Origin of the sequence: Promicromonospora sp. CA-289599, from assembly GCF_050936155.1 — a bacterium.
Classification (GTDB): Bacteria; Actinomycetota; Actinomycetes; order Actinomycetales; family Cellulomonadaceae; genus Promicromonospora.
The window spans coordinates 612,918-631,019 of sequence record NZ_JBNJNI010000001.1 but is presented as its reverse complement, the minus strand read 5'-3'; the positions used below and the strand labels follow the sequence as shown (position 1 = coordinate 631,019).

At 70.2% G+C, this 18,102-nt stretch carries 21 protein-coding genes and 1 pseudogene; 21 read left to right on the top strand and 1 reads right to left on the bottom strand.

Annotated features, from left to right (window positions below; all coding sequences use genetic code 11):
• Positions 1-106 precede the first annotated feature (106 nt).
• The 6 genes and pseudogenes from ACQEVI_RS02640 to ACQEVI_RS02615 all read left to right on the top strand — a co-directional run bounded on the left by ACQEVI_RS02640 (position 107) and on the right by ACQEVI_RS02615 (position 5,145).
• On the top strand, positions 107-1,498 hold the full coding sequence (locus ACQEVI_RS02640) for a DUF4192 domain-containing protein (RefSeq protein ID WP_432894358.1): 1,392 nt from the start codon (positions 107-109) through the stop codon (positions 1,496-1,498).
• Between the two features lie 53 nt (positions 1,499-1,551).
• Entirely contained in the window at positions 1,552-1,917 is a 366-nt protein-coding gene (locus tag ACQEVI_RS02635) for a universal stress protein (protein ID WP_432894356.1), read from the top strand.
• Positions 1,918-2,286: 369 nt separating this feature from the next.
• A complete protein-coding gene (locus ACQEVI_RS02630) occupies positions 2,287-3,969 on the top strand; it encodes an RNA polymerase sigma factor (protein WP_432894354.1) in 1,683 nt (560 codons plus the stop codon).
• Between the two features lie 359 nt (positions 3,970-4,328).
• Positions 4,329-4,541 carry a hypothetical protein gene (locus tag ACQEVI_RS02625; RefSeq protein ID WP_432894352.1) on the top strand — a complete coding sequence of 71 codons (213 nt, stop codon included), beginning with the start codon at positions 4,329-4,331 and terminating at the stop codon, positions 4,539-4,541.
• 122 nt (positions 4,542-4,663) lie between these two features.
• Positions 4,664-4,828 (top strand): annotated as a pseudogene (locus ACQEVI_RS02620) (SpoIID/LytB domain-containing protein); the annotation flags it as partial.
• A 29-nt stretch (positions 4,829-4,857) separates the two neighbouring features.
• Positions 4,858-5,145: a hypothetical protein gene (locus ACQEVI_RS02615; protein WP_432906156.1), complete on the top strand. Its 288-nt coding sequence runs from the start codon at positions 4,858-4,860 to the stop codon at positions 5,143-5,145.
• Between the two features lie 188 nt (positions 5,146-5,333).
• Here ACQEVI_RS02615 and ACQEVI_RS02610 read toward each other — a convergent pair whose 3' ends face one another.
• The gene (locus ACQEVI_RS02610; RefSeq protein WP_020014335.1) at positions 5,334-5,540 is read right to left on the bottom strand and encodes a DUF7455 domain-containing protein; all 207 of its coding nucleotides are present in this window, start codon (positions 5,538-5,540) and stop codon (positions 5,334-5,336) included.
• A gap of 222 nt (positions 5,541-5,762) precedes the next feature.
• On the opposite strand from ACQEVI_RS02610, the gene ACQEVI_RS02605 reads away from it, so the two are divergent.
• The 15 genes from ACQEVI_RS02605 to ACQEVI_RS02535 all read left to right on the top strand — a co-directional run bounded on the left by ACQEVI_RS02605 (position 5,763) and on the right by ACQEVI_RS02535 (position 18,100).
• A complete protein-coding gene (locus ACQEVI_RS02605; RefSeq protein WP_432894349.1) occupies positions 5,763-7,886 on the top strand; it encodes a DNA gyrase/topoisomerase IV subunit B in 2,124 nt (707 codons plus the stop codon).
• 83 nt (positions 7,887-7,969) lie between these two features.
• Positions 7,970-8,380, top strand: coding sequence for a DUF4430 domain-containing protein (locus tag ACQEVI_RS02600; RefSeq protein ID WP_432905769.1), 411 nt, complete (start codon positions 7,970-7,972; stop codon positions 8,378-8,380).
• Complete coding sequence (locus ACQEVI_RS02595) at positions 8,359-8,985, top strand: DUF6580 family putative transport protein (RefSeq protein ID WP_432894347.1); 627 nt, start codon at positions 8,359-8,361, stop codon at positions 8,983-8,985. The genes ACQEVI_RS02600 and ACQEVI_RS02595 overlap by 22 nt, the downstream gene beginning before the upstream one ends.
• A 125-nt stretch (positions 8,986-9,110) precedes the next feature.
• A complete protein-coding gene (locus tag ACQEVI_RS02590) occupies positions 9,111-10,382 on the top strand; it encodes a lipase family protein (RefSeq protein ID WP_432894345.1) in 1,272 nt (423 codons plus the stop codon).
• Positions 10,383-10,589: 207 nt separating this feature from the next.
• Positions 10,590-10,886 carry a WXG100 family type VII secretion target gene (locus ACQEVI_RS02585; protein WP_357507476.1) on the top strand — a complete coding sequence of 99 codons (297 nt, stop codon included), beginning with the start codon at positions 10,590-10,592 and terminating at the stop codon, positions 10,884-10,886.
• A gap of 5 nt (positions 10,887-10,891) precedes the next feature.
• A complete protein-coding gene (locus ACQEVI_RS02580) occupies positions 10,892-11,173 on the top strand; it encodes a hypothetical protein (protein ID WP_432894342.1) in 282 nt (93 codons plus the stop codon).
• Positions 11,174-11,235: 62 nt separating this feature from the next.
• A complete protein-coding gene (locus ACQEVI_RS02575; protein WP_432894340.1) occupies positions 11,236-12,651 on the top strand; it encodes a hypothetical protein in 1,416 nt (471 codons plus the stop codon).
• Positions 12,651-13,358: a hypothetical protein gene (locus ACQEVI_RS02570; RefSeq protein WP_432894338.1), complete on the top strand. Its 708-nt coding sequence runs from the start codon at positions 12,651-12,653 to the stop codon at positions 13,356-13,358. Before ACQEVI_RS02575 ends, ACQEVI_RS02570 begins: the two co-directional genes overlap by 1 nt.
• Complete coding sequence (locus ACQEVI_RS02565) at positions 13,355-14,041, top strand: hypothetical protein (protein WP_432894336.1); 687 nt, start codon at positions 13,355-13,357, stop codon at positions 14,039-14,041. Before ACQEVI_RS02570 ends, ACQEVI_RS02565 begins: the two co-directional genes overlap by 4 nt.
• Positions 14,038-14,592, top strand: a complete 555-nt coding sequence (locus tag ACQEVI_RS02560) for a hypothetical protein (protein WP_432894334.1) — start codon at positions 14,038-14,040, stop codon at positions 14,590-14,592. Before ACQEVI_RS02565 ends, ACQEVI_RS02560 begins: the two co-directional genes overlap by 4 nt.
• Positions 14,593-14,704: 112 nt before the next feature.
• Positions 14,705-15,001 carry a WXG100 family type VII secretion target gene (locus ACQEVI_RS02555; RefSeq protein WP_116676002.1) on the top strand — a complete coding sequence of 99 codons (297 nt, stop codon included), beginning with the start codon at positions 14,705-14,707 and terminating at the stop codon, positions 14,999-15,001.
• Between the two features lie 4 nt (positions 15,002-15,005).
• A complete protein-coding gene (locus tag ACQEVI_RS02550) occupies positions 15,006-15,293 on the top strand; it encodes a hypothetical protein (protein WP_432894331.1) in 288 nt (95 codons plus the stop codon).
• Between the two features lie 49 nt (positions 15,294-15,342).
• Positions 15,343-16,719 carry a hypothetical protein gene (locus tag ACQEVI_RS02545; protein ID WP_432894329.1) on the top strand — a complete coding sequence of 459 codons (1,377 nt, stop codon included), beginning with the start codon at positions 15,343-15,345 and terminating at the stop codon, positions 16,717-16,719.
• A complete protein-coding gene (locus ACQEVI_RS02540) occupies positions 16,719-17,402 on the top strand; it encodes a hypothetical protein (RefSeq protein ID WP_432894327.1) in 684 nt (227 codons plus the stop codon). Before ACQEVI_RS02545 ends, ACQEVI_RS02540 begins: the two co-directional genes overlap by 1 nt.
• Positions 17,399-18,100 (top strand): hypothetical protein, encoded by a 702-nt coding sequence (locus tag ACQEVI_RS02535; protein ID WP_432894325.1) that lies wholly within the window; start codon positions 17,399-17,401, stop codon positions 18,098-18,100. Before ACQEVI_RS02540 ends, ACQEVI_RS02535 begins: the two co-directional genes overlap by 4 nt.
• Positions 18,101-18,102: the final 2 nt, after the last annotated feature.

Sequence of the window (18,102 nt, the reverse complement as noted above, 5' to 3'; positions counted from 1 at the left end):
CCCGCACGAGGACAGTGTGCGGCTCCGAGCTCGACCACAGGAGATCCGTTGTCCACACGGCCCTCCTGGGCGCGCCGCGGGCCCGGCGGGCGGCTGGGATCGAGGCATGAACCCCAAGGACATCACCTCGAAGAACCTCGGCCGGCGATCGGCGGCGCCGAACGCCACGGTGGTCCGTGTCGCCGGACCGGAGGACCTGCTCGCCTACATCCCGTACCGCCTCGGCTTCGAGCCTGCTGAGTCGGTGGTCGCGGTGAGCCTCACCGGGCCGCGCCGGCGGGTAGGGCTGGTGGCCCGGGTCGACCTCGCCGACCTCCGCCTGCGGCGGCCGGACGAACCGAACGGGCCCGACGGCGCGGCCACCGCCCGCTGGCTCACCGACCACGTCGTGGCCGACGGCGCGGACCGTGCAGTGGTGGTGCTGTACACGGCCACCGACCCGACCACGCCTTCGGGGGCCGCGCGCCGCGCCGTCGAGCTGCTGCGAGCACGGCTCGAACGCACGCTCCCCGGCACCGAGGCCTGGCTCGTCGCCCCGACGGGCTTCCGGGCGCTCGACTGCGCCGACCCGATGTGCTGCCCGGCGGAGGGCCGACCGCTGTCCGAGCTGAAGGGCAGCCGGGTCGCCGCCCACATGGTGCTCGAGGGCCGCACCGTGGCCGGCACCCGCGAGGAGCGGTACGCCCTGCGCGCCGCACCCGAGCAGGCAAGGACCCAGGCCCGGCGCGCGGCGGCCCGCTGGACCGACACCCACCGGCGGCTCCTGAACGCGACCAGGTTCCCGGACGGCGGCGGACCGATCGACCGCACGACCCCGGTCCGTCGCACCGAGCAACGGCAGGGGGCTGCCTTCGGCCCGCGGGCGGTCGAGGCGCACGCCCTGCGTGCCGAGCAGGAGCTGGGCGACTGGGGCGCCGACAGCCTCGACCTGTGGCGCTCCGCGATGCGCGCCGCGGTCGACGTGCGGCCCGGACAACCCCTGACGCTGTCTCCGGTCGACCTCGGGAAGATAGGCGCGGCGCTCGCGGACATTCCCGTGCGGGACGCGGTGCTGCTGAGCCTGGCGTCGGGCACCGAGGAGGCGGCGCTGCGGACCGCGCGCCGGCAGACGGACGGCGACACGGACACGGCGACGGGGGCGGTGATGGCGCGGATCGTCGACCCGGAGCAGGGTGTCCCGCCGGACGAGGCGACCACTCGTGCGGCACGCCACGTGCTGGAGGCCGTGGTCACCCACGTCCCACGGAACCGACGTGCCCCCGCCTACGTGCTGCTGGCGCTCGTCGCATGGTGGCGAGGTGACGGCGGCCTGGCTGCCGAGCGGGTCTCCGACGCGCTCGGCGTGGACCCCGCCTACCGGCTCGCGCTGCTGCTCCGTGGGGCCATCGCCGGCGGAGTGCCGCCGGGCTGGGTGCGGCGCGAGCAGGGTTCGCGGCAGGGGCCGCAGCGGGGACCGCTCGGTGGGGAGCCGGAACCGGAGGAGGTGGCGGCTGTGTGACGCACAGCGGGTGAGGCACTGCGAGGGTCGTGGCGTGCGGTAGCGTCGGGAGCATGACGATCGTCGTCGGCCACCTCGCCACGCCAGAGGGCCAAGAGGCTCTCAGCTCCGCTGTCACCGAGGCCAGGGGGCGCAACGTCCCGCTGGTCGTCGTGACCAACGGCAAGCGCCCGGAGGACGAGTGCAGGGCCGAGGCCGACGAGCTCGTCAGCAGCCTCGCCGGCGACGTCGACGTGCGGGTGGAGCACGGGACCGGCGACCTCGCCGAGGACCTGATCCGCACCGCTACGAGCACCGGCGCCGTTCTCATAGTGATCGGCCTGCGCAAGCGGAGCCCCGTCGGCAAGCTCATCCTGGGCGCGGGTGCCCAGCGGATTCTCGTCGAGGCGCCGTGCCCGGTCCTGGCCGTGAAGGTCTGAGCCGTGCAGGTCGCGGTGAAGGTCTGAGCCTGCAGGTCTGTGCCGGGACGGTCTGACTGACCCTGTCCCGACCGGTCGCTGGGCCCGACGCTGGTCGGGGTCCTGGTGAGTCCCTGCCCTGGTCAGGAGCCTGGCCCCGAGCAGTTACCCGGAAACGGGAATGGTCGGGCCGACTGGTTCGTTGACTCTTGGCACGCGAAATGAGATACACCCGCGGGGCTGCCCCGCCAGACGTGACTTCGCACTGACTTTGCCCATATCACCGCGTTCGTCGCGGCGTACATGGAGGCCGACGGTACAATATATATGTTCGCCGGCGGAAGAAGAAGGTCCAGTGAAGGCCCCGCCGGCGGTACACCGCCCCCTCGAATGCCGAAAGGTCGGTTTGTGGCGCCCACTCCGCTGAAAGCCCCCCAGGATACCGCTCCTGTCCCTGCACGCGACAACCTGCCCCGAGAGTTCGAGCATCCTGCCCTGCAGGAGCTCCTTGCTCGAGGTGCCGCCGACGGCTCGGTCGACGCCGAGAGCTTCCGGCGCGCATGCGAGACCGCGGAGGTCGGTGACGCCAGGCGGCTCAAGGCGGTGCTGCGCGCACTGGCCAACGCCGGCGTGCAGGTTGGACTGCCTACCGTGACCAAGGTCGCCGCTGCCGCGGCTACCCGCTCCACCGCGGTCGCCGCCAAGGCGCCCGCCGACGGTGACGCCGAGGCGAAGCCCGCTCGACGCACCCGTGCGACGGCCGCCAAGGCCCCCGCCAAGAAGGCTCCGGCGCGCTCCACCGCCAAGCCGAAGGATGCCGACGAGGTCGACGAGGTCGACGACATCGAGCTGATCGACGACGCCGACCTCGACGACGAGACCGCCACGACCGCGCGCAAGAAGCCGGCGGCGAAGACCGCCGCCAAGAAGCCTGCTGCTCGGGGCAAGTCGAAGTACGACAACATCGAGCCCGACGGCGTCGCCGTCGAGGACCCCGAGGAAGAGTCCGACGCCGGTCCCGAGATCGTCACCAAGGCGACCCGCGGTCGCGGCGGCAAGGCGGCGAAGGAGGGCGACGAGAGCGCAGGCTTCGTCGTCTCCGACAAGGACGACGACGACCAGCCCGCGCAGCAGGTCGTCACCGCCGGCGCCACGGCCGACCCGGTCAAGGACTACCTGAAGCAGATCGGTAAGGTCGCGCTGCTGAACGCGGAGCAGGAGGTCGAGCTCGCGAAGCGCATCGAGGCCGGCCTGTTCGCGGAGGAGCGCCTTGCCACCACGGAGTTCAACCGGGACGACAAGGACCAGCGCCGCTTCGAGCGCGACCTCAAGTGGATCGCGCACGACGGCAAGCGCGCCAAGAACCACCTGCTGGAGGCCAACCTCCGACTCGTGGTCTCGCTGGCCAAGCGCTACACGGGCCGCGGCATGCTGTTCCTGGACCTGATCCAGGAGGGCAACCTCGGTCTGATCCGTGCGGTCGAGAAGTTCGACTACACCAAGGGCTACAAGTTCTCGACCTACGCCACCTGGTGGATCCGGCAGGCGATCACGCGTGCCATGGCCGACCAGGCCCGCACCATCCGTATCCCGGTGCACATGGTCGAGGTCATCAACAAGCTGGCCCGTGTGCAGCGTCAGATGCTCCAGGACCTGGGCCGCGAGCCCACGCCGGAGGAGCTGGCCAAGGAGCTGGACATGACCCCCGAGAAGGTGGTCGAGGTCCAGAAGTACGGCCGCGAGCCCATCTCGCTGAGCACCCCGCTCGGTGAGGACGGTGACAGCGAGTTCGGTGACCTCATCGAGGACTCCGAGGCAGTCGTCCCGGCCGACGCGGTGTCGTTCACGCTCCTCCAGGAGCAGCTCCACCAGGTGCTCGACACGCTCTCCGAGCGCGAGGCCGGCGTGGTCTCCATGCGGTTCGGCCTGCAGGACGGCCAGCCCAAGACGCTCGACGAGATCGGCAAGGTCTACGGCGTGACGCGTGAGCGTATCCGCCAGATCGAGTCCAAGACGATGTCGAAGCTGCGCCACCCCTCGCGGTCCCAGGTGCTGCGCGACTACCTCGACTAGGTAGAACGACTGGCAAGACCTCCACGCCGGGCGGGTGAACTTTCCTCGGAAGGTTTCCCGCCCGGCGTCGTCGTGTGGAAATGTGCCCGATGTGTCCCTATTGACCAGTCTCGCGGCCCGAGCCCATCCGACGTCCCGAGCACAGCCGACCTGGGCAGTGGCGCCCGTGTTCGCGCTGTTCCTTGCGCTGTTCCTTGCGATGGGCCCCTTCGCGTCAAGGTGCTCTACCAGCAGGACGGTGCTCCCGTTGCGAACGCCGCCGTGTCGCTGCAGAGGTACAGCAACGGCACGTGGGTCCGGGACAGGACCGTGACCACGAGGTCGACCGGTAGCTCGACCGGCAAGGCGACGGCGTCGGCATGTCGCAGTACGGCGCCTACGAGATGGCGCGCACCGGCAGCACGGCGTCGGACATCCTGCGCTACTACTACCCGGGCGCGACGGTGAGCACCGCGAACAACCCGTGGACGTCCATCGACGTCCAGGTGCTCGGCAGGACCAGCGACCCGACCACGACCTCTACCTGGAGTGGACGGGCACCGACTACTGGGCCGGGGCCACCGGCACGGTGACGGTGTCCGGGGCCCAGGGGAGCTACCGCCACGGCAGGCTGCGTGTCACCGACCTCAACGCCCGGCCCAACGTGGTCAACCAGGTGGTCATCAACGACGAGTACCTCTACGGGATCGAAGAGATGCCGGCTCTGTGGGGGACCAGCGCCTACGGCGGCGCCGCCGCGCTCGAGGCGCAGGCGGTCGTCGCCCGCAACTACGCGATCCTGGACAAGGTCGAGGGGCTGAAGGCCGCGTGCGACTGTCATCTCTATGACGACACGACCAGCCAGAACTACACCGGCTGGAAGCGTGAGGGCGGTGAGGCGGGCGAGGCGTGGCGCGCCGCGGTCGACGCCACCCGCCAGCCTTCTCCGGGACCGCCGGCAACCAGGACGTGTTCGGCACCGCCCCGCAGTCCCACCTCGCGCACGTGCCGGACCCCTACTCGGCGCAGGCACCGGGCAACCCGAACACGTCGTGGACGGGCACGCTCACGCAGGCGGCCGCGAAGAGCATCTTCGGGCTCGGCTGGGTCAGGTCGGTAGAGGTCACCGAGCGCTACTCGAGCGGTCAGGTCAGGACATGCGGGCGGTGGCGCCCAACGGCGCCACCCGGACGCTGACCGACACCGCCGAGGGCTGGCGGACCGCGCTCGGCTTCCGGGGTGCCTGGGTGGACACGGTGACCGCGACGAGATAGCTGTTCTGGCGCCACAGGGGGCAACGGGCATGGCGACGGCGGTGAGTCACCTCGCTGGGTGACTCACCGCCGTCTTCGATCTAGGGGTCCGGTGGGTGTCCGGCCTGGATCTCAGGCCTGACCGTGCTCCGCGTGGAGCCGGTCGGTCTCGTCCTGGACATGGGTGGCGACGTCCGCATAGGCGGACGCGTGTGCGCGGGCGTGGTGGCCGCAGAAGAGCAGCTCGCCCACGGGCAGAACGACGCGCACATAAGCCTGCGCGCCGCAGCGGTCGCAGCGGTCGAGGGCGGTGAGCGGTTCGGTCGTCAAGGTCGTCACATCTCCATCCAACCATTCGCTCGCGCGGTTCATGCCAGCCCGGGTGGCCGGTTCGCTGCGAGCATAGCGGCGTGGCTCACAGTCTTGGGCCCCATCCGCCCCCAATTGCGCTGAAAGGGTAATTTCCGTCATGGGGTGAATTTCTTCGTGGGCGACCGCTCGTGAGGCGCCTCACCGGCCCTCATCACCGGCGATGTCGGACTCCTCGTCTACGCTGTCGCCGTGACCGCAACGTCCGAGTCGTACACCGCTCGCCACCTGTCCGTCCTCGAGGGTCTCGAGGCGGTTCGCAAGCGTCCCGGTATGTACATCGGGACCACCGACTCCCGGGGCCTGATGCACTGCCTCTGGGAGATCATCGACAACTCCGTCGACGAGGCCCTGGGCGGGTACGCCACGAAGATCGGCATAGTGCTGCACGCCGACACGTCGGTGACGGTGTCCGACGACGGCCGTGGCATCCCGGTCGACATCGAGCCCAAGACCGGCCTGAGCGGCGTCGAGGTGGTCTTCACCAAGCTGCACGCCGGCGGCAAGTTCGGCGGCGGTTCCTACCAGGCGTCCGGCGGTCTGCACGGCGTCGGCGCCTCCGTGGTCAACGCGCTGTCCGCGCGCCTCGACGTCGAGGTGGACCGCGGCGGCAAGACGCACCGCATGACCTTCCAGCGCGGCGAGCCCGGGCTGTTCTCCGACCCGGCCTCCGGGCCGGACCCGGACGCGGCGTTCCAGCCGTTCGTCGACCACTCCGAGCTCGTCGTGGCGGGCAAGGTGCCGCGCGGCCGCACCGGCTGCCGCGTGCGCTACTGGGCCGACCGGCAGATCTTCCCCAAGTCCGCGGTGTTCAGCTACGACGAGCTGGTCACCCGCGTGCGGCAGACCACGTTCCTCGTGCCGGGCCTCGAGATCCGGGTGCGCGACGAGCGCGGGCTGCCCGGCACGCCGGGCGAGGACGGGCCGCACGAGGAGGTCTTCAAGCACGACGGCGGCGCTGCCGACTTCGTCGAGTTCCTGGCCCCCGACTCGCCGGTCACCGCGACCTGGGTGCTCCAGGGCGCCGGCACCTTCAAGGAGACCGTCCCGGTGCTGGACGAGCGCGGCCACATGACGCCGCGCGAGGTGCTGCGCGACTGCGAGGTCGACATCGCGCTGCGCTGGGGCACCGGCTATGACACCGAGGTGCGCTCCTTCGTCAACATCATCTCGACGCCCAAGGGCGGCACGCACCTGACGGGCTTCGAGCAGGGTCTCCTCAAGGTGCTCCGCAAGGGTGTGGAGACCAACGCGCGCAAGCTCAAGGTCTCGGCCAAGGACGGCGCGGAGCGTATCGAGAAGGACGACGTGCTCGCGGGCCTCACCGCCGTGGTCACCGTGCGCCTCTCGGAGCCGCAGTTCGAAGGGCAGACCAAGGAGGTGCTGGGCACCGGCCCGGTGCGCCAGATCGTCTCCCGCGTGGTCGAGCAGGAGATCCACGCCCGCCTGAACTCCACCAAGCGCGACGAGAAGACGCAGGCCTCCCTGCTGCTCGACAAGGTCGTCGCCGAGATGCGCGCGCGCATCACGGCCCGCAAGCAGAAGGAGATCTCGCGCCGCAAGAACGCGCTGGAGACCTCCTCGCTGCCCGCCAAGCTGGCCGACTGCCGCTCGAACGACGTGGACCGCTCCGAGCTGTTCATCGTCGAGGGCGACAGCGCGCTCGGCACCGCGAAGCTCGCGCGCTCCAGCGACTTCCAGGCGCTGCTGCCGATCCGCGGCAAGATCCTGAACGTCCAGAAGGCGTCGATCAGCGACATGCTCCGCAACGCGGAGTGCGCGGCGATCATCCAGGTGCTCGGCGCGGGCTCCGGCCGGTCGTTCGACCTGGAGGCGGCGCGCTACGGCAAGATCATCATGATGACCGACGCCGACGTCGACGGCGCCCACATCCGCACGCTCCTGCTGACGCTCTTCTACCGGTACATGAAGCCGATGGTGGAGGCCGGCCGCGTGTTCGCGGCGGTCCCGCCGCTGCACCGTGTCGAGGTGATCGGCAACGGCCGGCGCAAGAACGAGTACGTCTACACGTACTCCGAGGCCGAGCTCGGCGCCACGATCAAGAAGCTCGACCGGGCCGGCCGCCGCTACAAGCCCGACATCCAGCGGTACAAGGGCCTGGGCGAGATGGACGCCGACCAGCTCGCGGAGACCACCATGGACCCGCGCCACCGCACGCTGCGCCGCGTCACGGCCGAGCACGCGGAGGCGGCCGAGCGGGCGTTCGAGCTCCTCATGGGCACCGACGTGGCGCCCCGCAAGGAGTTCCTCATCGCCGGTGCCGCCGAGCTGGACCGCTCCCGCATCGACATCTGACCTGGGGCGCGCGCCCCGGGGCGCCGAGGGCTGGGACGGCTGCGCCCGGCGGCGGGCGCCGTCCTAGAATCGCGGGCGTGAACATGACTTCTGTCCGCCCGCTCCGGGCGCTCGGTGCGGCGGCCGCCGCACTTCTCCTGACCGGTCTGCTGGCGGCCTGCGGCGGCGACGCGGCCGGGCGCGATCCGGTGGTCCCGGCGACGCTGAGCGCGCAGTCGGACGCCGCCTCGCCGTCGGCCGACGCGGAGACCCTCAGCTACGCGGGCCGCACCGGAGCCACCGCGCTCGAGCTGCTGCTCGCGGCGGACCCGTCCGCCGAGGTCACCGGTGAGGGCGAGAACGCGTTCGTGACCGGCATCGGCGGCCGCGTCGCGGACGACTCGAAGAAGGAGTTCTGGTCGCTGTCCGTGGACGGCGAGCCCGCGCAGGTCGGGGCAGGCACACTGGAGACCGAGGACGGTCAGGAGATCACGTGGACGATCGAGACGTACTGACGCCCCAGTCCGACGGCCGGGGGCGCGACCTGACGGTCGCCGAGCTGGCGCACCGCTGGTGGCGCCCAGCGACGGTGGTGCTCGTCCTGGCCGCCGCAGTGGTGTGGCGCCTGGTCGCGCCCGGGCTCGGCGCGCCGCCGAACCTGGAGATCGCCACCGCCGCGACGTTCCTCGCCGTGCTGCTGCTGCGCAACCGCTGGGCGGCGGTCGTGCCGTTCGCCGTGGTGGCCGTCAGCGACGCGGTGCTCGGCAACACGCAGATCATGTGGTTCACCTGGTCGGCATGGGCGGTGATCGGGCTCGGCGCGATCCTCGCGCGACACCTGCGCGGCCCGGGCCGGTACGCCGCCGCGCTCGGCGTGGGTGTGGGCGGTTCGCTGTGGTTCTTCGCGTGGACCAACTTCGGCGTCTGGCTGATGGACGGGATGTACCCGGCGACCCTGGACGGGCTCCTGGCGAGCTACGTCGCGGGCCTGCCGTTCCTGCGCACCATGCTGCTGGGCAACCTCGTCCTGGTACCGCTCGCCGCCGTCATCGCCTCGATGGTGGAGCGGGCGGAGGCCCGGGCAGAGGCCGCGGGCAGCCTGCGCGCGGTGCGGGGCTGAGCCGGGCGCGGGAGCAGGCCGGGCCTCTTTCACCCGGGCGCTATTGGGGTTAGAGTCAGTAGCGGCCCGCTCGTGGGCCCGGGCGCTCAGTGCCGAGCGTCCGAGGACCTCAACGAGGAGATCCGATGCCGAACGTCACGCGCCCGCATGCCTTCATCGTCGCGACCCTGGTCGTGCTGGCTCTACCCGCGGCAGCTCTACCCGCGGCAGCCCTGCCTGCCGCAGCCCTGCCTGCCGCAGCCCTACCCGTATCCACCGCGCCCGCCACCAGCGCATCTGACGCCCCTGACCTGCAGAACCTCCCCGAGGTACCCCTGCAGGCTCGCGCTGACGACGACTTCTACACCCCGCCGACCCCGCTGCCCGACGGAGCGAACGGCGAGATCGTCCGCTGGCGTGAGGAGCCGCGGCAGCTCAGCGCCCGCAGCTACCTGCTCATGTACCACTCGACGAACGCGACGGGACAGGACATGCCGGTGACCGGCCGGGTCCTCGTACCGAGCACGCCGTGGCGGGGCGAAGGAGCGCGGCCGATCGTCTCGGTCGCGAGCGGTACGCGTGGTGTCGGCGACACGTGCGCGCCGTCGCGCTGGCTCGACTACGAGCGGCCCCTCATCGAGCCGATGCTGCTGGCGGGCTGGGCGGTGGTGGTCACCGACTACGAGGGGCTCGGCACGCCGGGCATGCACACCTACGTCGTCGGGCAGTCGGAGGGGCGGGCCGTCATCGACATGGTGCGCGCCGCGACCAACCTGTCTGCCACGGGCCTGGAGGCCGGCGGCAAGGTCGCGTTCTCCGGCTACTCACAGGGCGGCGGGGGAGCGATGTGGGCGGGTGAGCTGCAGCCGGAGTACGCACCCGAGCTCGACCTGGTGGGCATCGCGGCAGGCGGCGTACCCGCGGACCTCACTGAGGTGGCCGAGGGTCTCGACGGGAAGGTCGGGTTCGGCTTCCTGCTGCTGGCGGCCTACGGGATGGACGCCGCCTATCCCGAGCTCGACCTCGAGACGTACCTCAACGAGCGCGGCCGGGAGATCTACGAGCGGGAGCAGGACGACTGCGTGGACACCACGCTCACGCACGCGTTCCAGAACATCGGGATGTTCACGACGACGAACCCGCTGCACTCCCCTCAGTGGCAGGCACGCCTCGACGAGAACCGGCTAGGGGCCAACCCTCCTGACGTGCCGATCCGGCTCTTCCACGGGTCGCTCGACGAGATCGTCGCCCCGGGCCAGGCGCGAGCGCTCCGGAACGAGTACTGCGCGGCCGGTGCGGACGTGCAGTGGGAGTGGCACCTCGGGGAGCACGTCTCCACGTTCGTGACCGGTGCTCCCGGCGTGATCGCGTTCCTCGACCGGCGCTTCCGGGAACGCCCGTTCCTGGGCCACTGCTGAGGCGCCGGTCCAGGGTGAAATACCAGGTGAGAGGCACTTTTTGAGCGAAACGCCGACGGGTCCGGGAACTGTTCCGGGCCCGTCGTCGTCGTGTCGCGCGCCGTTCGTCATCCGTTCACACACGCGTCGCCGTCCGGTTAGTCCGATTGATGACGATTGGGGCGCACGTACGAGACCGTCCGCAACCCGTGAGCGAGAGGTTCTGTCATGGCCAACATCAATGTGACCTTCCAGCAGATGGAAGATGCGGCGCAGCGCATCAAGCAGGAGTCGGACGACATGCAGGCCAAGCTCGACCAGCTGCGGTCGCTGGTCGACAACCTGGTGCAGGACGGCTATGTGACGGACAAGTCCTCCAAGCGGTTCGACGAGTCCTACAAGGAGCTCGACAAGGGTGGCAAGCAGGTCATGGAGGGGCTGACCGGCATCGGTGAGTACCTGAAGCAGGCCGCCGAGGCGCTCCGCAAGACCGATGAAGAGCTCGCCAACGCCCTGAACAAGTAGTCCCGATGGCAGATCTTGTCGTCACCAAGGCGGTCCTCGAGGACTCCGCCAAGGATCTCAAGGCGATCAGCGACGAGTTCAAGAACATGTCCAAGCGGTGGGACAACGGCACCATCTGGGGCCACGACGTCGTGAAGAGCGCCATGGACGACTTCATCGACGACTGGTGGGTCAAGCGGGAGAAGCTCCAGGTCCAGCTCGACAACCTCACGAAGAAGATGGACGAGGCCGCGAAGACCTGGACCGACACCGAGGACCAGCTGGCCTCGACCTTCGACCCGAAGTAGGCCGCCGCCCGCTGCCCGGACAGCAGCCACCGCACATGTGACAGCAGCAGAAGAGGAGACGGATGAGCGCCGCCCGCACGGGGGACTGGCCACTGGTCGGTCACGACTCGGACCCGGTCCCGGCCGATCCCTCGGAGTTGGACAAGGTCATCGCCCACTACAAGACGATGTCCGAGGCGATGACGGAGCAGGCAGCCCTGCTCAAGAGGATCGGTGACGGCGACGTCCGTCTCCTCAAGGGGCAGTCCGCGGACGCCCTGCGCAAGCGTGCCCGGGAGAGTGCCGGGGCCCTCGACAAGGCGGCCGCCCGGTACTCCGACGTGTACTCGGCGCTCGACGCCTACGAGCCGTCGCTGACAACGGCTCGGACCGACACGTGGAACGGCCTGCTCGAGGCGGAGAAAGCCGCGCGTGAGCTCCAGAGCGCGGAAGGCATGCCGGACCCGGCGGGCGCGACCAGGCCGGACGACGCCAAGCCGCTGACCGAAGCGGAGAAGACCCAGTCGTCGGAGCGCGAGTCGGCGATCAGCACCGCCAGCTCCGGCATCGCCGGTGCCAAGCAGAAGGTGACCGGTGCCCTCGAGGCGCTCAGGGTCGCCGCCGAGGCCGCCTCCGCGAAGATCCGGGAGAACTGGAAGGTCGACGGCCTGCACACCTCGGGCTGGGACGCCTTCGTGCACCGGCTCAACAAGTTCCTCAAGGCGCTGGTCGAGATCCTGACGTACATCGGGATGGCGCTCGCGGTGCTGGCGATCCTCATACCCGGGCTGAACGTCATCGCGCTCATCGGCATCGGCGTCGCCGTCGTGTCGGTGGTGGCGAGCGTCATCCTCGCCGCCCAGGGCGAGGGCAGCTGGCTCGGCGTCATCTTCGGTGTGCTGAGCCTCGTGGGGATCGGCATCGCGGCGAAGATGGCGAACAACCTCAAGGGCATCCAGGGGCTCGGCCTGGCGAAGGGCGGGCCCGCCAAGCTGGACCGGCTGCAGATCGACTTCGCGAAGAACCTGCGCCTCCTGAACATCAGCAACAAGAACATGCGGCTGGACGCCAGCGCGATCTTCAGCGAGCGGCTCTCGAAGGTGAGCCTCGAGATCAAGAACATCGCGACCTTCCTCGACAAGACCAAGGTGAGCCCCGGCTGGTGGCACACCTTCACGAACCCGAAGTGGGTCCTCAAGGAGGACTGGAGCCGCCTCACGAAGATGTGGCCCAAGGGCGACTACCGGTGGGACCGGCTCATCGGCGTGAGCGACATCAGGGACGTGGGCAAGATCGCGGGCAACATCGGCCTGTTCGGTCCGATCTTCCAGATCAAGCCGTGGATGTACGTCGGGCCCATCTCCTACGGGATCGGCTGGTTCGGTCGTCCGTTCAGCATGCTGAACCCCTCGTTCCTGAACCCGTTCGACCAGCGGAACACCAACAGCGGTTGGCACGACGCGGTCTATTCCGGCCCGACCAGCGAGAACCCCGTCTGATGGCGGGCGAAGGATGGACCTGGCAGGTCGCTCCGCCCGAGGGCTGGCTGCTCGTCCCCACGGCCGCGACCCTGCCCCCCGACCTGCTCGCCGCCTGGGAGCAGGAGGTCGCCGGCCTGGTCCGGTCGTCGTTGTTCGACGACGGACCGGAGCGCGAGTCCGACGGGGATCCGGCCGACAGGGATCCGGCCGACAGGAATCCGGCCGACAGGAATCCGGCCGACGAGGACCCGGACGGCGTCCTGGACGCGGTGCGTGACGGCATCGCCGCGGAGTCGGTGGCGAACCTGCGCGCCTTCGCCGACGGCGTGATCGACGGCGGTGCCCTCGTCGTCGCCACCTTCCGGGTGCCGGACTCGGCGCCCGTGCCGGTGCTCGCCACGGTCGGGATCGAGCCCCTCGGCGACCCCGGCGACGACCTCATGACCGCGCTGGGCGCCACCGGCGGCAGTCCCGTCGCCCCGCCCAGGATCGAGCACGTGGACCTGCCCGACGGGGACGGGATGCGTGTGACGCGCCTCGACCTGGACCCGCAGAACGGCGGCGCGTGGGTGAGCGTGTGCCTCGGCCGGCGCACCGAGCACGCGGACGCCGTCGTCGACACCGTGCTGCAGTGGCGGTCCCAGGACCTGCTGCAGGGCCCCGCCATGACCGAGCTGCTCGACGAGCTGCTGCCGGCCGTCAGCATCCTCAGGAGTGCACAGTGACCGACCGGACCGCAACCACGCAGCCCATCGACGGCAGGCCGACCGACGCCTGGGCCCTCCTGCTCCCGGCCGGCTGGGTCCGGTTCCCGACCGATGAGGAGCACCTTCGCGAGCTGGACGAGGCGATCGAGGAGGTGGTCACGAAGGCCCTGCCCGCCGACCTGCCGCGCGACTCGGTGGAGCCGCACCGGCGCATGCTCGCCGACGGCCTGCGCTCCTCGTTCGCCGACGCGCGCGCCGCCGGGGCCCAGGCGGTGTATCTGCCCACGGAGCCGATGAACGGCGTGATGATCCCCGGTTCGCTCACCGAACTGGAGCTGGTCAGCGATCCCGGCAGCAACCCGCTGGAGGTGGTCGCGGAGGTGCTGGTCGACGGCTACGAGGAGAGCGAGCTCGTCGAGATCGACGGCCGGCCCGGCGTACGCGTCGTCGAGACCACCCTCGACGCGCACCCGGACGGAGATCTCCCCGAGGCCTCGACCCGGCAGGTCGTGTACGTCGTGTCCCGCGACGAGGCCGACGGCGAGTGGCTGCTCCTCTCGTTCAGCACGGTCTGGAACAGCGAGGAGGGCGAGCGGCTCGCCGAGGCGCTCGTCTTCTTCTTCGACGCCGTCATGACCACCTTCCGGTGGGCCGGCCCCGGTGCGAACCCGCTGCACGTGCCGGAGGGGAGCGCCTCGTGACATGCGCGACGAACGGGAGGCCGACCGACAGGTGGGCCTTCCTGCTCCCGCCGGGCTGGGCACGGTTCCCGACCCCCGGCACCGGCGTGGTGTACGTCCCCACCGAGCCGATGGCGGGGATCGCGGTTCCGGCGTCCATCATCGAGACGGAGCTCTTCGGCGTCGTGGGCCCGAGCGCGACCGAGGTCGCGGCGGGCATCCTGGGCGAGGTCCAGGAGAGCGAGGTCCAGAAGAGCACTGTGGTCGACGTCGACGGACGTCCGGGTGCGCGGCTGGCGAGCACGCTGATGGAGACGCCCGGTGGGGCAGATCGGGCGGCGGCCGGAACCCGTCAGGTCACGTACGTCGTCTCGCGGGACGAGGTAGAGGGCGACTGGCTGGTGCTGTCCTTCAGCAGCACGTTCGCCACCGGCCCGGACAGCGGGCCTTCCGAACAGCTCGCCGACACCCTCGTCGACTTCTTCGACGCGGTGATGGCCACCTTCCGGTGGACCGGTCCGGGCGCCGACCCGGCCGACCTGCCGGAGCGGACGATCCCGGGCTCGGCATGAACGAGCGGTGTCGGCCCGGTTTACTGACTCGGCTGTCAGTGTTCACGTTCTAGTATGTCCGGTTCGTGTACGATCGCGCTGTTTTCCCCCGAGGCAATCGAGAGGACCGATCATGGCCAACATCAATGTGACCTTCCAGCAGATGGAAGATGCGGCGCAGCGCATCAAGCAGGAGTCGGACGACATGCAGCACAAGCTCGACCAGCTGCGGTCGCTCGTGGACAACCTGGTGCAGGACGGTTACGTGACGGACAAGTCCTCCAAGCGGTTCGACGAGTCCTACAAGGAGCTCGACAAGGGTGGCAAGCAGGTCATGGAGGGCCTCACGGGCATCGGCGAGTACCTGAAGCAGGCCGCCGAGGCGCTCCGCAAGACCGATGAAGAGCTCGCCAACGCGCTGAACAAGTAGTCCCGTGCCTGACCTGGTAGTCACCTCGATCGCGGTCGACGACGCGGCCACCCAGCTCAAGTCTGTCCTCGACGAGCTCGAGAACATGAAGGAGCTGTGGGACGGCGGCGACATCTGGGGCCACCGCACGGTGAAGGACGCCATGGGCGACTTCGTCGAGAGCTGGTGGGTCAAGCGGGAGAAGCTCCAGGACAACCTCAAGGATCTCCAGGGCAAGATGGAGACGGCCGCGGAGACCTGGAACGACACCGAGATCGAGCTGGAGAAGTCGCTGACGCCCAAGGAGGGCTGACCCAGCGACGTCCGACAGCAATGAGTCAGCGCGACCTTGAGGAGACTGGATGAGCGCCGCCCGCGTGGGTGAGTGGCATCTGCTGGACTACGACGACGACCCCGTGCCTGCCGAGGCGTCCGGTCTGGACGCGGTGATCAAGCACTACAAAGAGATCGCCGAGATGATGACCACGCAGGCGGCGCTCCTCAAGAAGATCGGCGACGGCGACGAGACCCTGCTCAAGGGCGAAGCGGCCGACGCGATGCGCAAGCGCGCGCGGGAGAGCCACGAGGCACTGGGCTCGGCGGCCGGCCGCTACGAGGACGTGCACGCCGCACTCGTGACGTACCGCCCGGAGCTCGAGACCGCGCGCTCGGAGACGGGCAAGGCCCTGGCGCAGGCCGAGGACGCGGACGCCGCCCGGAAGGGTGCGGAAAACATGCCGGACCCGGTGAACGAGGACCGGCCGGAGGACGCCCCGGCGCTGACGACCGAGCAGAGGAACGAGTCCCAGAACCGGTCCGACAAGATCGGGGCGGCCGCGGGCGCGCTCGAGGAGGCGAAGACCACGGCTCGTAACGCCATGGCGGCCCTCGACGCGGCCGCGGCGGCCGCCGCCACCAAGATCAAGGAGAACTGGGGCGAGGACGGGCTCAACCACTCCTGGCAGGAGAAGCTCAGGCACAACTTCATGAAGTTCCTCAAGGGGCTCGTGGAGGTCCTGGGCTGGATAGGCATGGCGCTCGCGGTGCTGGCGATGATCATCCCGGGTCTGGGAGCGCTTGCCTGGGTCGCGCTCGGTGTAGCGGTGGTCGGGCTGCTCGGCTCCATAGTGCTGGCCGCCACCGGCGAGGAGAGCTGGATGGGCGTGGTCTGGGGAGTCGTCGGCGTGGTCACGGCCGTCTTCGGCCTCGCCGTCGCCAAGGTCATCGGTGCCGCCGTCAAGGCGTCCAGGGCCGCGTCCCAGTCGGCCGTGACCATCCGGATGAACGACCTGGGTCGGCTCGCCGAACGGATGGCCGTCTTCCGCAACAACATCGACGGCCCCTTCGGCGCGTTCGCCTTCAACCGCGTGCTGTCCGGCGGGCTCAGGATCACGGAGAACCTGACGAGCCTGTCCAGGCTGCAGTCGCTGCTGAGGATCAACCCGGCGGCGTGGCGGATCCCCTCGTTCACGGGCGCGATCGGTATCGGCGGGATCAAGCAGCTGCAGGCGCTCAACCTTGCCCTCGACGGCCTCAAGATCACCGGGCTCACGGGAGGGTTCGTCAAGCCGTGGGTGTACGTCCTGGGCTCGAGCTCCTGGTTCGTCGGCTTCGTCTCGGGTGCGTGGAGCACCGGCGTGCCGGCGTCCTCGTTCGGTGACGACGCCCGGGAGAACTGGGTGGGGACCACCGACTGGGAGTACAACCACCTCACGCCCGGAGCCGGGGAGCCGATCTAGTGGGTGCGAGCAGCCCGCAGGGCACAGTGACGGCCGCCGCCGACGGGCAGCCCTGGTCGTGGACCATCGACCCGGTCGACGGCTGGACGGCGGTGCCGACCAGCCGTGACCCGGCCGGTGTGGTCGGTGCGTGGGAGAGCGAGGTGGTCGAGGCGCTCCTCGCCTCGGTCGGACCGGCGCTGGACCAGGCGGTCGAGCTGGGCCTGCCCGTGTCCGACGCCGACCGCGAGCTGCTGCATCGGAACCTCGCCGAGTCGGTGGCGAACCTCGTTCGGTTCGCCGACCAGGTGGCGCCGGACGCCCGGGTCGCCGCGCTGGTCGGCCTCCAGGACCGGGGGCCCGTCCCGGTGGTGATCAGCGTCGCGCTGAGCGAGCCGGGCGCCCCGGACGACATGCTCATGCGGGTGCTGGGTGCCGTGGGCGGCAACCCGGTCAACCCGCCGAACGTCGAGTACCTCGACCTGCCCGACGGCGACGGCATCCGCGTCACCCGGATGGAGCTCGACCCGGACAGCAGCGAGGTCTGGCTGACGATCGGCCTCGGCCGGCGCACCGAGCACGCGGACGCCGTGGTGGACACCGTGCTGCTGTGGCGCACCCAGGACATCATCATCGCCGAGGCGGTGGGCACGGCGCTCGACGCCCTGCTGTCCGCCGTGCGGATCACCCGGAGCGGACAATGAACCAGCAGGACCCCGCGGCCGCCCGGCCGGCGCGCGACGGCAAACCGACCGACGCGTGGATGATGCTGCTCCCGCCCGGCTGGGCCCGGTTCCCGACGGGGGAGGGGCAGCAGCGGGAGCTGGACCGCGCCGTCGAGGAGGTGGTGGCCCGGGCGCTGCCGGACTCCCTGCCCCGCGACCGGGCCGAACCCTACCGGCACATGCTGCGCGACGAGCTGCACAAGAACCTCAGCGCCGCCCGCGACGCCGGGACCGGCGCCGTCTACCTGCCGACCGAGCCGATGGAGGGCGTGCACATCCCGGCCTCCATCGCGGAGATCGAGGTCGTCAGCGACGCGGGTACCGACCCGATGCTGATCGTGACCAGCATCCTGGGCGACGGGTACGAGGACAGCGAGCTGGTCGAGCTCGACGGCCGGCCCGGCGTCCGGGTGATGCACACCGAGCACCGGATGAAGCGTGACGAGGACTGGCCGGAGCTGTCTACCAGGCAGGTGCTCTACGCCGTGTCCCGCGACGAGACCGACGGCGAGTGGCTGGTCGTGTCCTTCAGCACGGTGTGGAACGACCACAACACCGAACGGCTCGCGGAGGCGCTCGTCTTCTTCTTCGACGCCGTGATGACGACCTTCCGCTGGGCCGGGCCCGGCACCAGCATCTTGAACCTGCCGGAGCGAAGCGTTCCCGGATCGGCCTGAAC